This is a genomic window from Amycolatopsis sp. NPDC051106, from assembly GCF_040682775.1.
GTDB lineage: Bacteria > Actinomycetota > Actinomycetes > Mycobacteriales > Pseudonocardiaceae > Amycolatopsis.
Map to the genome: position 1 here is coordinate 22,803 of NZ_JBFBBQ010000016.1, position 14,418 is coordinate 37,220.

Here is a 14,418-nt window from a genome sequence, read left to right on the forward strand (position 1 = left end):
GTCACGGGTGCTGGCACTCCCGCACCCGGGCGGTGACGGCGTCGAGCGCGTCGAGGGCGTCGGCGGGGACGTCGAGGCGGTAGATCCGGTGCGGGCCCGCCCGGCTCACCGTCAGCAGGCGGGCGTCGAGCAGGATCCGCAGGTGCCGCGACACCGTCGACTGCGGTAGCCCGAGCTCCGCCTGCACCTCGCCGACCGTGGCGGAGCCGCCGCGGTCGAGGAACACGCCGATGACCCGGACCCGGGTCGCTTCACCGAGCGCCCGCAACACCGGCAGGGCCGTGGTGAGCGCGTCCTCGATCATCCGGCGACCCCCTCGGCCGAGTGCAGCAACTCGTCGAGCGCGCTGGCCGGGAGGCCGTGGCGGCCGGCCAGGTCCACCCAGTCACGCAGCATCCGGACAGTCTGCCCGCCGTGTCCGCCGAAGTGCCCGCGGAGGTAGTGCTGCACGTCGAAGGGCGCCAGCCGGGGGAGCACGGTCAGTGCCGCGCGCACGGCGAGCGGGCGCACCGGACGCGGGCTCGGGCCGCCGAACCCGGCCGCGACGGCGGCGCGCGCCTGGGTCGCGGCGGCCGCGAGCAGCTGTGAAGACCGGCGCGTTGCCGCGAGGTCGAAGCCCACGGCGTGCAGCCCGGCCACGACGGGCATCGTGCCCGCCGCGGCCACCAGCGGAGCTACGAGCGGTGCGGTCCGCGCCCACCGCGGCCGGGCGAACAAGGACCGCAGCGAGGCCGACGCGGGACCGGCGACGGTGAACCGGACCCGGGCCGGCGGCCACCACCACGCCGGATCGGCGCCACCGGCGAAGAACTCGGGAACCACCAGGCCCCACGGCCGGTCGCCCGCCAGCTCGCGCAGCAGCTCCACCTCGGAAGGCACCTGCGTGACCGCGGCGACGACCGCCGCCGACGACCGGCCGAGCAGCTCGGCCACCCCCGGCGAGGCGGGCGAGGCCGTGCTGATCACCACGTCCCAGCTCTGTGCCGGGTCCTCGACCGGCGTCAGGTCGACGCTTCGCCGGTCGACCCGCCGGGCGGGGCCCACGGTGCGGAGCCGGCGGCTCCCGGCGAGCAGGGTGTCGCCGGTCCGCTCGCGCACCGCGAACCCGACCCGGTGACCGCCGGCCATGGACGTCGCCAGGACCTGGGCCACCGGGCCCCTTCCCACCACGAGAACACGCATTCTGAGCACTATATCCGCATATCCGGATATAGTGTCGTCCAGCTCAGCGCAGCACGACGACCCGCAGCGCGGGAGAGCGCAGGATGTCGGCTTCGCAGAAGCGTTCCTTCACCCATTCACCCCGGCTGTAGAGCTTCGTCTGGTCGCTGAAGTACGGCGAGTTCGGGTTCGCCGACTGCGAGTACGTCAGCACCGTCGAGGAGTCCGGGCACGCGCGCCCGCGGAAGCCGACCACCTGGATGTAGCTGGACCCGTGCTGGACCTCCACGTTGCCGCGCGCGGGATCCCACACCGGCGTGATCACGTTGAGCACGCCCAGGAAGCCCGGCCCGCCGTGGATGGGGATGCGGTCGCCGTTGCGGGTGACCGCCTGGCCGTCACGCAGCTTCGCGTCCGGGGCCAGCCCGGCCGCGCGCAGCTCCACCAGCGCGTCGCCGAACGCCTTCCGCACGTCCGCGTTGCCGGTGTTGAGCGTGTTCGGCGTGGTCAGCGGCGCTTTCGGATCGAAGGGCACCGAGAACCGGTCGACGTTGCCGAGCCGCGCGGCGAACCGCTGGAACAGCAGCGAACCCCGCGTGTCGAGCGTGTACGTGTGGTCCCAGTTCGCGATGGCCGAACACGCCGGCCCGACCGGCACCGGGCCGGACGACGACGGCGCCTGCCCGCCCGGGAACGCCGCGCACAGCTTCGCCAGGTCGGCCGCCGTCAGGTCGGCGAACAGGCTGTGGCCGGCGAAGAGCATCTTCTTCATCGAGTCCGTCGTGAACCCGCCCTTCTCGGCGGTGAGCAGCGCCTCCCGCGTGCGCGGCGAGCGCTCGGTGCCGATGTCCCCGACGATGTGCGGGTAGCCCGTGATCGGCGCCTTCGCGTTGGCCAGCCAGGCGCTGTCGTTCGCGTTCAGCTCGTAGTCGCGGCTTTGCTGTCGCGGCAGCCGCGACGGCGCGAAGATGCCCGGCTCGAGCGCGCCGGGGTCGGAACCCCACCGGCACGACGACTTCGAGCCGTCCAAAATGGCCAGTCCGACGTCCGGGAAAGTCTGCCGTCCCAAGGGAGTGCTGCAGACTTCGGCCTGCTCGTCGGTGACGTGCGGGACGACCTGGATGTCGGCGTAGAGCGCGTTGCCCGCCCGGTCGGTGGCGATGGTGTTGACCCACGGGACGCCCTGCGTGCGGCTCAGCGCGCCGACGATGTCGGCCGTGCTGCGGGCCTGGTCGAGCTCGAACCACGTGTTGAGCCCGCGCATGTTCGTCGCGTTGGCGTCCCGCACGGTGTACGCCGACTTCGTGGTCCACGGCAGCGGAATGCCCTGGAAGTCGCTCAGCACCGGCCCGTACCGCGTCGACCAGAAGGTCTGGCGCACCGGCTTCAGCGCGCCGTCGGCCTGGCGCACCTGGACGGTGACCTCGCGGGACGTCATCTTCTCGGGCTTGCCGTCGACGACGTAGGTCGTCGGGTCGCCCGCCTTCAGCGGCACCTCGAACAGCCCGAACGTGACCGGGGTGGACACCGTGTGCGTCCAGGCCGCGTCCGCGGTGTGCCCGATCTGGACGAACGGCATGCCGAGCAGGCTCGCGCCGGCGACGTCGAGCCGGCCGGGGATGGTCAGCTGGCTCTGCCAGAACCGGCGCCCGGCGTGCCACGGGTAGTGCGGGTTGCCGAGCAGCACGCTGCCCTGGCCGGCCGCGGTGGAGTCCGCGCCGACGGCGATGCCGTTGCTGCCGAGCCCGCTGCCGTTCAGCGCCTGGGCCACCTTCGCCGACAGCTGCTCGCCGGTGCCCGGGGCGGGCGTCGCGCCGGACGGCGGCGCCGTGAACAGGCCTTCGGTGACGACGCCCTGGCCACCGGTGACCGCGATGGCGTAGAAGTGCCGGTAGAAGTCCTGCTCGGTGATCGGCCGCACCCAGCCGGCGCCGCGGCAGGCCGGGTCGGAGATGCCGGCTCGGCCGGTGCGCGCGAGGTAGGCGTTGAACCCCTTGACGTAACCGGAAACAACCTCCCGGACCTCCCGGCGCGGCCCCAGCGGCGCGGGTTGCGCGGCCAGCCGGTCGACGACGTGGGAGTCGTTGATCTGCTGGAAGAACAGGTCGCTGTGCAGGTTGCTCTCCGCCTCGGACAGCGACGGGTAGCCGCCACCCTCCGGGCCGAAGTACCGCGACCGCTGCCCGCTCACCGTGAGGTAGATGTTCGCGAGCTCGCAGACGTTGTCGGTCGCCGCCGCGAAGCCGTACCCGTAGCCGAGTCCGGCGTAGTCCTTCGCGACGATGTGCGGGATGCCGTGTTCGGTGTAGCGGAGCACGGCTCGGGCGTTGCCTTGTTCGCCGGCTTCCGCGATGCCGGTCACCAGTGTGGAGACGGTGAGTGCCGCTGTCAGAACCGCCAGGGTTTTCCTGAATGGTCTCATCTGACCCCCTTGTCGTGATCGCCACGCTACCGAGGGAGACGGCGCGCGGACATGGGGGAAAACCCGGGGATCCCGTTCACCCGCACGCCATCCGGCGTTGGCCGCGGCGGGATAGAAACCGCGCATGACCGAACCGACCCACCACTCCCGCCGCACCCTGCTCAAGGCCGGGCTCACCGGCGCCGCCGCCGGTCTCGTGCTGCCTTCGACGGCTTTCGCCGCGACCCCGCTGCTGCGCGGCGACCGGCCGGTGCTCACCCACGGCGTCCAGTCCGGCGACGTCACGCCCGGCTCGGCGATCGTCTGGTCGCGGGCCGACCGGCCGTCGCGGCTGGTCGTCGAGATCGCGCGCGACCCCTCCTTCCGGCACGCCCGCCGGGTGCCCGGCCCGCTCGCCGGGCCGGCCACCGGCGGGACCGCGCAGGTCCGCGTCGCCGGTCTCGCGCCCGGCACCGAGTACCACTACCGCGTCACGGCGGAGTCCCTCGACGGGCGCGCGACCAGCGAGCCGCTGACCGGCCGGTTCGCCACCGCGCCGGTGGGCCGCCGCGACACCCGGATCCTGTGGTCGGGCGACGTCGTCGGCCAGAACTGGGGGATCAACCCGGACCTGGGCGGCATGACGATCTTCTCCGCGATGGCCGCCCGCCGCCCCGACCTCTTCCTGCACAGCGGCGACACGGTGTACGCCGACGGCCCGCTGACGGAGACGGTCACCCTGCCCGGCGGCCGCACGTGGCGCAACGTCGTCACGGCGGAGAAGTCCAAGGTCGCCGAGACCCTCGACGAGTACCGCGGCCAGCACGCGTACAACCGCCTCGACACCCACTTCAAGCGCTTCGCCGCGCAGGTGCCGGTCTACGCCCAGTGGGACGACCACGAGGTCCTGAACAACTGGTACCCGGGCGAGATCCTCGACCTCCCGGCCTACACCGAAAAGCGCGTCGACGTGCTCGCGCCGCGGGCGTACCAGGCGTTCCACGAGTGGCACCCGATCGACGCGCGCCAAGCCGTCGACGGCCGCGTCTACCGCAGTTTCCGGTACGGCTCGCGCGCCGAGATCTTCGTGCTGGACATGCGGACCTACCGCGACGCGAACACCGCCGACCAGACGAAGCCGGGGCACATCCTCGGCGACCGGCAGGCGCGCTGGCTGGCCGACGCGCTCGGCCGCAGCACGGCGACGTGGAAGATCGTCCAGGCGGACATGCCGCTCGGCCTGGTCGTCCCGGACGGCACCGCGATCGAAGCGGTGGCGAACAACCTGCCGGGCGCGCCGGGCGGGCGTGAGACCGAACTGGCGTGGGTGCTGCGGGAGATCCAGCGCCGTCGCGTCCGCAACGTCGTCTGGCTGACGGCGGACGTCCACTACACGGCGGCGCACCACTATTCGCCGGACCGCGCGGCCTTCCCGGACTTCGACCCGTTCTGGGAGTTCGTGTCCGGGCCGCTGAACGCGGGCGCGTTCGGCCCGAACGCGCTGGACCCGACGTTCGGCCCGGAGGCGGTCTTCGTCCACGCCCCACCGGTCGCGAACACGGCCCCGATCGACGGCTTCCAGCACTTCGGCGAGCTGAACATCGACGGCGCCGGCGGAGATCTCACGGTGGACCTCAGGGATGCCACCGGGGCGTCACTGTGGTCGAAGAAGCTGCACCCGCAGGGCCGCTGAGGAGGGTCGGCTACGCTCACGCGCACCGACACGCACCAATGACATCCGGGGCTTCGCCCCGAGCCGGGGGCTCCGCCACCCGGACCCCCTAAGAGCAGCAGCAAGGAGAAACACCGTCGTGACTGAACGCACGCTGGTCCTCGTCAAGCCCGATGGCGTCGCGCGCGGCCTCGTCGGCGAGGTCGTCTCGCGGATCGAGCGCAAGGGCCTGAAGCTCGCCGCCCTCGAGCTGCGGACCGTTCCGCAGGCACTGGCCGAGGAGCACTACGCCGAGCACAAGGAGCGTGCGTTCTTCGGCGACCTGCTGGAGTTCATCACCTCGGGGCCGCTGGTCGCGCTCGCCGTCGAAGGCCCGCGCGCCATCGCCGCGTTCCGCCAGCTGGCCGGCGGCACCGACCCGGTCGAGAAGGCCACCCCGGGCACCATCCGCGGCGACTTCGCGCTGGAGACCCAGTACAACCTGGTCCACGGCTCGGACTCGCCGGAGTCGGCCGAGCGCGAGCTGAAGCTCTGGTTCCCCGACCTGTGATCGGCACCGGGGCCGCGCCCGGGCGTGGCCCCGGTTCTCCCCTGGAGCACCCGTGACGACGATGCCGTTCCCCGCCCGCGAGTACCTGCCGGTGCTGCGTGAGCTGACCAGCGCGTTCGCCGAGCGGCTGCGCACCGGCGACCTGGCCGCCGCGGTGCCCGACTGCGCCGGCTGGACGCTGGCCGACCTCGGCACCCACCTCGGGAACGTGCACCGCTGGGCCGCCACCGTCGTCACCACCGGGGAAGTGCAGCCGCAGAACTTCGAAACGGGCGCGGACGCCGAGCTGGCGTCCTGGTACGCCGAAAGCGCCGGACTGCTGCTCGACGCGCTCGAAGCCGCCACGCCCGAAGACCGGTGCTGGCACTTCGGCGGTACTGAGAAGACCAAGGCGTTCTGGTTCCGCCGCCAGGTGCACGAAACCGCCGTCCACCTCGCCGACTCGGGCAGCGACCACGTGCTCGACCCGGCCGTGGCCGCGGACGGCGTCGACGAGGTCCTGACCGCCTGGCTCCCGCGCGTCACGCGCTGGCACGCCGCGCCGTCGCTGACCGCGCCTCTCGTGGTGCGCGCCACCGACACCGGCGACGCTTGGACGCTGCACCCGGGGGAACCGCCCGCGCTCGGCCCGGCGACCGAACCCGCAGCGACTGCCGAGGCGACGGCCCGGGACCTCCTGCTGCACCTGTGGAAGCGAACGGCCACCCCGCCGAGCGTCAGCGGTGACCCCGCGATCGCCGATCAGCTCCTCAAAGCTCCTTTCACCGCCTGACCCGAGAGCTGTTCTAGACCATTCAGGCGGCGTTCACCGGGAAGCCTTCCCCCGGCCGTGCCGCTGCGCTGTGCTGGTCCGGCTCACTTCCACTCGATACTGGGGTACCTGGTGAAGAAGTCACGCCTGGCGCTGCCGCTTGCCGCCCTGTTCGCGACGGCGTTCGTCGTCCCCGCCCACGCCGATCCGCTGAAAGCGCCGCTCGGCACGCCGCCGGTCGAGGCCGCGCCCGCCGCGTCGTCGGACCACCAGGGCCCGGCCGCCTTCGCCGCCGCGGACCCCGACGACGGGCTCGTCACCGGCAGCGCGACCACCGAGGTCGCGCCCGGCCTGAACCTCACCCAGTTCGACCGGTTCGACTCGGCGGGCTGGGTCCGCGGCGACACCCTCGCCGTCGACCTGGGCAGCAAGGTCCTGAAGCCGGCGTACCTGAGCCCCGGCACGGTGTCCGCGCGCACGCCGCTTTCGCAGCAGGTCGCGCGCACCGGCGCGGTCGCCGGCGTGAACGGCGACTTCTTCGACATCAACGCCACCGGCGCGCCGATCGGCGTCGGCATCGACCATGGGCAGCTGCAGACCGCGCCCGCCGCCGGCCACAACTACACCGCCGCGATCACCGACGAAGGCAAGGCCCGGCTGGCGTCGGTCTTCCTCGAAGCCACGGTGACGCTGCCCGGCGGCGCGGTGCGGGCCACGAACTTCAACAGCCCGGTCCTCGAGAAGGACGCGATCGGCGTCTACACGCCGTTGTGGGGCGCCTCGGGCCGCGCGACCTCGGTCGCCGGAGCGTCCCGGGTGCGCGAGGTCGAGCTGCGCGACGGCGTCGTCACGGCCGTGCGCGAGCAGCCCGCCGACGGCCCCATCGCGGCGGGCACCACGCTGCTGCTGGCCCGCGAAGCCGGGGCGGACGCCCTCGCGGCGCTCATGCCGGGCGACCCGGTCGGCGTCACCTACGCGCCGCGCTCGGACGCGGGGAAGATCGCGGTCGCCGTGGGCGGCAACGAAGTCCTGCTCCGCGACGGCGTCGTGCAGCCGGTCGACGACGTGGCCATGCACCCGCGGACCGCGGTCGGCTTCTCCGCCGACGGCAAGCGGCTGTGGCTGGCCACTGTGGACGGACGCCAGGCCGACAGCCGGGGGATGACGGAGCTGGAGCTGGCGCGGCACCTGAAGAGCCTCGGCGCCGACGACGCGATCAACCTCGACGGCGGTGGCTCGTCGACGCTCCTGGCGCGCACCGAGGGCGAAGCCGCGCCGAGCGTCCGCAACGCGCCGTCCGACGGCGGGGAACGCCTGGTGCCCAACGGGATCGGCTTCGCGACCGTGCCGGGCAGCGGCAAGCTCACCGGCTTCGCGCCGGCGCCCGCCGTGGCCACGGCGGACGCGAACCGCGTGCTGACCGGCCTGACCCGGCACCTGGTCGCCGACGGCCACGACGAAACCGGCGCCGCGGTGGCCGCCGACCCGCGCTGGAGCACGTCCGACCCCCGGCGGGCCACCGTGACCCGCGGGGTCGTCACCGGCCACGGCGCGGGCGGCGTCGACGTCGTCGCGCGCTCCGGCCGCGCGTCCGGGAAGACGGCGCTTTCGGTGCTGGGCAAGCCGGTCCGGCTCGGCACGAGCACCGAGCAGGTCGCGTTGTCCGGCGCCGGCGCGAAGAGCACGTTCAAGGTCTACGGCTATGACGACGACGGCTACGGCACCTGGCTGGAAGCCGATGACGTCAAGCTCGACTACGACCACTCCGTCGTGCGGGTCGAGCCGTCGGGCGACGGGTACGCGGTGACCGCGCTGACCGCGTCCGGCGCCACCGCGATCACCGCGACCGCGGCGGGCCTCACCGCGCACCTGGCCGCTTCGGTGGGGACCGTGCCGCGGGTCGCGGCGCCGCTGGACGGGCCGGCGGGCTGGACGGCGACGGTGTTCCCGGCGGTCGTCGGCGCGGCGCTGTCCGCGGCGCCCGGGCGCGACGGCGGTGCCGGGCTCGCGCTGGACTACCGGCTCACCGGCACGACCGCGACGCGCGCCGCGTACGTGACGCCGTCCGCGGCCCTGCCCGTCCCGGCCGGCACGCAGAAGATCGGGCTGTGGGTGAACGGCGACGGCAAGGGCGCGTGGCTGCGGGCGGAGCTGCGCGACGCGGCGAACGTCGCGTCCATTGTGGACTTGTCGTTGAGCGTCGACTGGACGGGTTGGCGGTACGTCACCGCCGCGGTCCCGGCCGGGCTGCCCGAGGGCCAGCGGCTGACGCGCTTCTACGCCGTCGAGAACGTGCCGGACCAGCAGTACGAAGGTCACCTGGTGTTCGACGACCTGACCTTCGAGGTGGCGCCGACGACGGCGGTGCCGGCCGACCCGGCGGCGCACGACCCGGCGCTGGTCACCGACGGCACCCTGGCCGGCGGCCTGCGCGTCGCGGTCGTCAGCGACGCGCAGTTCACCGCGGACGACCCGGCCGGGCCGCTGGTCGCGCAGGCCCGCCGCGCCCTGCGCGAAGCCGTTGCGGCGAAGCCGGACCTGGTGCTGATCAACGGCGACTTCGTCGACCGCGGCACGGCGCCCGACTTCGTGCTTGCGCGGCAGGTGATCGCCGAGGAGCTCGACGGCAAGGTGCCCTGGTACTACGTGCCGGGCAACCACGAAGCCGAAGGCGGCAACGGCCTCGCCAACTTCCAGGCCGCGTTCGGCGTCACCCACCGGGTCGTCGACGTGCACGGCATCCGGCTGGTGCTGATGGACTCTTCGCGCGGCTCGCTGCGGGCGGGCGGGTTCGACCAGGTCCGGATGCTGCGCTCGGCGCTCGACTCCGCCGCTGCCGACCGGTCGATCCGCGGGGTCGTCGTCGCGATGCACCACCCGGTGAAGGACCCGAGCCCGACCGGGAACTCCCAGCTCGGCGACCGGAAGGAAGCCACGCTGCTGATCCAGTGGCTGACGGGTTTCGAGCAGGCGTCCGGCAAACCGGCCGCCTCGGTGGCTTCGCACGCCGGCGTGTTCTCGCTGTCGCGCGTGGACGGCGTGCCGTACCTGGTCAACGGCAACTCGGGCAAGGCGCCCGCGGCCGCGCCCGGCGACGGCGGGTTCGTCGGCTGGACGCTGCTGCGCGTCGACCCGGCCGACCGCGCCGAGCCGGTGCGCTTCGAGACGCGGCCGAACGTCGACTCGCTGACGCTGTCGGGGCCCGCGTCGCTGGCCCCGGGCGACCGCGCGGACGTGCGCGCGACGCTGCGCCAGGGCACCCGGGACGTGCCGGTGGCCTACCCGGTGAGCGCGGACTGGACGGTCGGCCGGGGTGTCGTCGCGTTCGACCCGGCTTCCGGTGTCCTGACGGCGTTGCGGCCGGGTGTCGCGCGGCTGTCGGTGACGGTCAACGGGGTGACGCGGACGCTGGTCGTGACCGTGCGGGGCTAAACCGTTCGGTTTTTGTCGGTGCCCGCTCGTATGGTCGGGGGGTGGACGAATCGGAGGACCGGGAACCGGCACTGGTGCAGGCCAAGGCACTGGTGAAGCGCTTCGGCGAGTTCGAGGCCGTGCGCGGGATCGACGTCGAGGTGCGGCGCGGGGAGGCGTTCGGCTTCCTCGGCCCGAACGGCGCCGGCAAGTCGTCGACGATGCGGATGATCGCGTGCGTGTCGCCGCGCACCGACGGCGACCTCCGCGTGCTGGGGCTGGATCCGGAGGTGGCCGGCCCGCGGATCCGCGCACGCCTCGGCGTGGTGCCGCAGCAGGACAACCTGGACGTCGAGCTGTCGGTCCGGGAGAACCTGCTGATCTACGGCCGGTACTTCGGGCTCTCGCGGGCGGCCGCCCGCAGCAAGGCGGACGAGCTGCTGGAGTTCGCGCAGCTGAGTGACCGGGCCGCGGACAAGGTCGAACCGCTGTCGGGCGGCATGAAACGCCGCCTGACGATCGCGCGTTCCCTGGTCAACGACCCGGAACTGCTGCTGCTCGACGAGCCGACGACGGGCCTCGACCCGCAGGCCCGCCACCTGCTGTGGGACCGCCTGTTCCGGCTCAAGGAGCAGGGCACGACGCTGATCGTCACGACGCACTACATGGACGAGGCGGAGCAGCTGTGCGATCGCCTCGTCGTGATGGACCACGGCCGGATCGCCGCGGAGGGTTCGCCTGCGGAGCTGATCAGCCGGTATTCGACGCGGGAGGTCGTCGAGCTGCGGTTCCCGGTGGGGCAGCAGGTCGCGGCGGCGCAGCGGGTCGAGGGGCTCGCCGAGCGGGTGGAGGTCCTGCCGGACCGGGTCCTGCTCTACAGCAACGACGGCGAGGACGCCCTGGAGCACGCGCATTCCCGCGGGCTGCGGCCGTTGTCGAGCCTGGTGCGCCGGAGCTCGCTGGAGGACGTGTTCCTCCGCCTGACCGGCCGGACCTTGGTCGACTGACTCGGGAGGGGACAGGATCATGCTCGCGGAAGGCGCTCGCCGATGACCCTCAGGGTGTTCCGTGGGGGCGCGGCCCCCACACCCCGGCCGAGGGCGAGCCCCCGGCTCGGCCGGTCGGGTCCGGGGAGGCGGCCATGACCACCGTCGAATCCACCGGCCGCGTCGTCGGCAGCTGGCAGGGCGCCTGGCTGCGCGTCGAAGGGCACTGGACCTGGTACCGGCGCCACTGGCTGTCCACTTTGTACTCCACCGGCCTCCAGCCGGTGCTGTTCCTCGCCGCGATGGGCCTCGGCTTCGGGTCGCAGGTGCGGCCGGGCGCGGTCACCGGCGGCCTGTCCTACCTGCAGTACATCGCCCCGGCGCTGCTCGCCGCCGGTGCCGCGCAGCAGGCCGTCGGCGAATCGAGCTACCCCGTGCTGTCGGGGTTCAAGTGGCAGAAGGACTACCTGGCGGTCACGGCGACGCCGGTGTCGCCGGGCCAGGTGCTCGGCGGCCACCTGATCTGGTCGGCGCTGCGGCTGACGCTCGCCGGCGCGATCTACGCGTTCGTCGCGCTGTTCTTCGGCGCCTGGACCGGGCCGAGTGTGCTGCTGGTGATCCTCGTGGGCACGGTCACCGGGCTCGCCTGCGCCACGCCGGTCACCGCGCTGGCGGCGCGGACGTTCGACGAAGGCCAGCGCTTCGGCCTGGTCTTCCGCTTCGTCGTCATGCCGATGACGTTGTTCAGCGGCACGTTCTTCCCGATTTCCCAGCTGCCGGGCGCGATCCGCTGGCTGGCCTGGCTTTCCCCGCTGTGGCACGGCTCGCAGCTGGCCCGCGGCGTGAGCGTCGGGGGAGTCGGCGGCTGGGCGATGCTCGGCCACTTCGCGGTGCTCGCGGCGTTGTTCGCGGCCGGGTGGGCGGTCGCGCACCGGGCCTTCTACCGGAGGCTGATGGAGTGATGGTGAGCGTCCAAGCTCCCCCGGCGCGGGCCGGTCTGCTGCTGCGGATCCTGCCGCCCGGGCTGTACGCGGGCCGCGCCCGCATGCTCGTCGAGCGATCGATGCGCGCGAGCCGCACCGGCTGGGCCATCTTCGTCTCCGGCGCGGCCGAGCCGTTCCTCTACCTGCTGGCCTTCCAGGTGGGGTTCGGCAAGCTGGTCACCGAGGTCGCGGGCCCGGACGGCCGCCCGATGGGCTACGTCGCGTTCGTGGCGCCGGCGCTGCTGGCGACGTCGGCGATGAACGGCGCGGTCTTCGAGTCGACGTACAACCTGTTCTTCAAGCTGCGCTACGCGAAGCTGTACGACGCGATGCTGGCGACGCCGATCGGCCCCCTGGACGTGGCGCTCGGCGAGATCGGCTGGGCGATGACCCGCGGCGGCGTCTACGCGGTGGCGTTCCTCGCGATCGCGGCGGCGATGGGGCTGCTGGCGTCGTGGTGGGCGGTGCTGATGGTCCCGGCGGCGCTGCTGGTCGGGCTCGCGTTCTCGGCGATCGGCATGGCCTTGGTGACGTTCGTGCGGTCGACGGCCCAGTTCGACTACATCGCGCTCGCCCTGATGCCGATGTTCCTCTTCGCGACGACGTTCTTCCCGCTGTCGGTGTACCCGGAGCCGCTGCAGTGGGTGGTCCGCTGCCTCCCGCTCTACCACGCGATCGAGCTGATGCGTGGCCTCGCGACGGGCCTGCTGTCCGGCAGCATGCTGATCAACCTGGCCTACTTGCTGGTCCTGGGCGCAGTAGGCCTCTGGGCCTCGACCCGCCGAATAGCCAAACTCCTCCTGACCTGACCGCGAGTTCCGTCCCTGATCACGCGACTTCCGGCCTCGATCACGCGAGTCCCGGTTTCCCGCACGAGCGGGAGCGGCTCACCGGGCCGGGTCGGGCCGTCCCCGCGGCGCGACGGCGGCCAGCGCGTCCACCATCCCGTGCCCGTAGAAGCCGTTGAACCCCTCGTACCCCGCGCAGTAGGCGTCCTGGGTGCCGTCCCCGGTGAGGTCGTAGTCGGCCGGGCACGGCATCGGCATCGCCTGGGCGTCGAGGGTCCGCCGCAGCTGCCGGGGCCCCGCGTCCCGGTGCGCGGACGCCAGCAGGGCCAGCACCCCGGTGACGTGCGGCGCGGCCATCGACGTCCCGCACAGCGGCGCGTACCCGCCCGGCACCGTCGAAAGCACGCACTCGCCCGTCTCTCCGCCGGGCGCCGTGATGTCGATCACGCCCAGCCCGTACGAGCTGTAGCCCGCCTTCACCCGGTCAGAGCCGACGGCGGACACCGCGACGACGTCCCGCAGCGCGGCCGGCAGCGCTTCGCACCCGGAACCCGCCCCGGCCGAGCCCGACCGCGCCGACGGCGTCAGGTCGACGGCCTCGTTGGTCGCCGCCGCGACGTTCAGCGTGCCCGCCGACGTGCTGTATTCGACCGCGCGCGCCAGCGCCTCGTGCACCACCCCGCGGTCGTCGCCGCGGATGCACGACAGCGTCCACGGGTTCACGAAGAAACTGCTGTTCGTCAGCCGCATGTGCCGTGACGCCGCCCACATCAGCCCGCACACCGCGGCCTCCGGGTCGGCGTAGCCGCGGTCGTCGATCACCTTCACCGACGCCACCCTGACCCCGGGCGCCACACCCGTCACGCCGCGTCCGTCGTCGGCCGCCGCGATGATCCCCGCCACGTGCGTGCCGTGCACCGACGTCGTGGGCGCCCAGGCCGACGGCGACCGGTCGGGGGCGCCGGTCAGGCAGCCGGCGGAGTCGTCGCGGTCCAGCGCGCCGCTGAGGTCCGGGTGGTCGGGGTCGATCCCGGAGTCGAGGACGCCGACGACGACGTCGCGGCGGCCGCCGGACCCGCCCGGCGCGCGGCCCGCGTTGATCATCCGCATGTCCCACTGCCGGTCGCTCAGGTCCGCGGTGGGGACGCGAGCCGGGTCGGTGGCGGGCAGCGTCGCCCGCGCGGGCTGCGGCTTGACCTCGGTGGCGCGCTGCGCGGCCAGCCGTTCGGCCTGGGCGCTGAACGCCCGGTCGAGCCCGATCCGCGCGCCGAACGCGGAGTCGCCGGAGGTGGCGACGGCGACGGCGATCTGCGGGTAGTACACGGTGGTGGCGCCGCACGCGCCGGTGACCCGCGCGCGAGCGGTGGACTCGGGCGTGCCGCGGTCGAAGGTGACGACGTAACGCAGGTTCCGGCCGTGGCCGCAGGCGAGTTCGTCGGCCGCCGCCGGACCGGCGGGGACGCATCCCGAAAGCACCAGGACGGTGCACACGGCCGCCCGCAGCGGCCGCGCCAGCAGGGACACCGGACCTCCCACCGGATGCAGGAACCGCGGGTGCCGGCGCGCGAGATCCCGGTCACCCCGAGCCGCACGGTAGCCACCCCGTGCCCGGCGGACAAGCGCTACGGCCAAGTTCCCCCGGCCGGTGGGGGTCCGGCGCGCCCGGCGGCGTGGGCGGAGGTACCGAGTACGACGGAGCAGTCACCCGGTGTGGG

Annotated in this window: 11 protein-coding genes; 7 read left to right on the top strand and 4 right to left on the bottom strand. The window is 73.4% G+C overall.

Going from position 1 to position 14,418, the window contains the following annotated elements:
* Position 1: 1 nt before the first annotated feature.
* The 3 genes from AB0M83_RS15170 to AB0M83_RS15180 are packed head-to-tail and all read right to left on the bottom strand — an operon-like array spanning position 2 to position 3,583.
* Positions 2–304 (bottom strand): metalloregulator ArsR/SmtB family transcription factor, encoded by a 303-nt coding sequence (locus AB0M83_RS15170; protein WP_364517260.1) that lies wholly within the window; start codon positions 302–304, stop codon positions 2–4.
* The gene (locus AB0M83_RS15175) at positions 301–1,182 is read right to left on the bottom strand and encodes a hypothetical protein (protein ID WP_364517262.1); all 882 of its coding nucleotides are present in this window, start codon (positions 1,180–1,182) and stop codon (positions 301–303) included. The genes AB0M83_RS15170 and AB0M83_RS15175 overlap by 4 nt, the downstream gene beginning before the upstream one ends.
* A gap of 43 nt (positions 1,183–1,225) precedes the next feature.
* Positions 1,226–3,583: a penicillin acylase family protein gene (locus tag AB0M83_RS15180; protein WP_364517264.1), complete on the bottom strand. Its 2,358-nt coding sequence runs from the start codon at positions 3,581–3,583 to the stop codon at positions 1,226–1,228.
* Positions 3,584–3,707: 124 nt separating this feature from the next.
* Between AB0M83_RS15180 and AB0M83_RS15185 the strand changes: the two genes are divergently transcribed.
* The 7 genes from AB0M83_RS15185 (at position 3,708) to AB0M83_RS15215 (ending at position 12,724) form a co-directional block, all read left to right on the top strand.
* Entirely contained in the window at positions 3,708–5,255 is a 1,548-nt protein-coding gene (locus AB0M83_RS15185; RefSeq protein ID WP_364517266.1) for an alkaline phosphatase D family protein, read from the top strand.
* Between the two features lie 118 nt (positions 5,256–5,373).
* Positions 5,374–5,784, top strand: a complete 411-nt coding sequence (gene ndk / locus AB0M83_RS15190) for a nucleoside-diphosphate kinase (protein ID WP_004561228.1) — start codon at positions 5,374–5,376, stop codon at positions 5,782–5,784.
* Between the two features lie 52 nt (positions 5,785–5,836).
* A complete protein-coding gene (locus AB0M83_RS15195; RefSeq protein WP_364517268.1) occupies positions 5,837–6,556 on the top strand; it encodes a maleylpyruvate isomerase family mycothiol-dependent enzyme in 720 nt (239 codons plus the stop codon).
* A gap of 132 nt (positions 6,557–6,688) precedes the next feature.
* Positions 6,689–9,967, top strand: a complete 3,279-nt coding sequence (locus AB0M83_RS15200) for a phosphodiester glycosidase family protein (protein WP_364517450.1) — start codon at positions 6,689–6,691, stop codon at positions 9,965–9,967.
* A 41-nt stretch (positions 9,968–10,008) separates the two neighbouring features.
* Positions 10,009–10,953, top strand: coding sequence for an ABC transporter ATP-binding protein (locus AB0M83_RS15205; RefSeq protein ID WP_364517270.1), 945 nt, complete (start codon positions 10,009–10,011; stop codon positions 10,951–10,953).
* Positions 10,954–11,087: 134 nt separating this feature from the next.
* Positions 11,088–11,894 (top strand): ABC transporter permease, encoded by an 807-nt coding sequence (locus AB0M83_RS15210; protein ID WP_364517272.1) that lies wholly within the window; start codon positions 11,088–11,090, stop codon positions 11,892–11,894.
* Positions 11,894–12,724 (top strand): ABC transporter permease, encoded by an 831-nt coding sequence (locus AB0M83_RS15215; RefSeq protein WP_364517274.1) that lies wholly within the window; start codon positions 11,894–11,896, stop codon positions 12,722–12,724. Before AB0M83_RS15210 ends, AB0M83_RS15215 begins: the two co-directional genes overlap by 1 nt.
* 78 nt (positions 12,725–12,802) lie before the next feature.
* On the opposite strand, the gene AB0M83_RS15220 is transcribed toward AB0M83_RS15215, so the two are convergent.
* Positions 12,803–14,227, bottom strand: a complete 1,425-nt coding sequence (locus tag AB0M83_RS15220) for a S8 family serine peptidase (RefSeq protein WP_364517276.1) — start codon at positions 14,225–14,227, stop codon at positions 12,803–12,805.
* Positions 14,228–14,418 lie beyond the last annotated feature (191 nt).

Bases quoted from the DNA above. Each gene is read 5' to 3' on its own strand.
- AB0M83_RS15210 (WP_364517272.1), top strand. From the start codon at position 11,088: ATGACCACCGTCGAATCCACCGGCCGCGTCGTCGGCAGCTGGCAGGGC.
- AB0M83_RS15170 (WP_364517260.1), bottom strand. From the start codon at position 304: ATGATCGAGGACGCGCTCACCACGGCCCTGCCGGTGTTGCGGGCGCTC.
- AB0M83_RS15215 (WP_364517274.1), top strand. From the start codon at position 11,894: ATGGTGAGCGTCCAAGCTCCCCCGGCGCGGGCCGGTCTGCTGCTGCGG.
- AB0M83_RS15180 (WP_364517264.1), bottom strand. From the start codon at position 3,583: ATGAGACCATTCAGGAAAACCCTGGCGGTTCTGACAGCGGCACTCACC.
- AB0M83_RS15185 (WP_364517266.1), top strand. From the start codon at position 3,708: ATGACCGAACCGACCCACCACTCCCGCCGCACCCTGCTCAAGGCCGGG.
- AB0M83_RS15175 (WP_364517262.1), bottom strand. From the start codon at position 1,182: ATGCGTGTTCTCGTGGTGGGAAGGGGCCCGGTGGCCCAGGTCCTGGCG.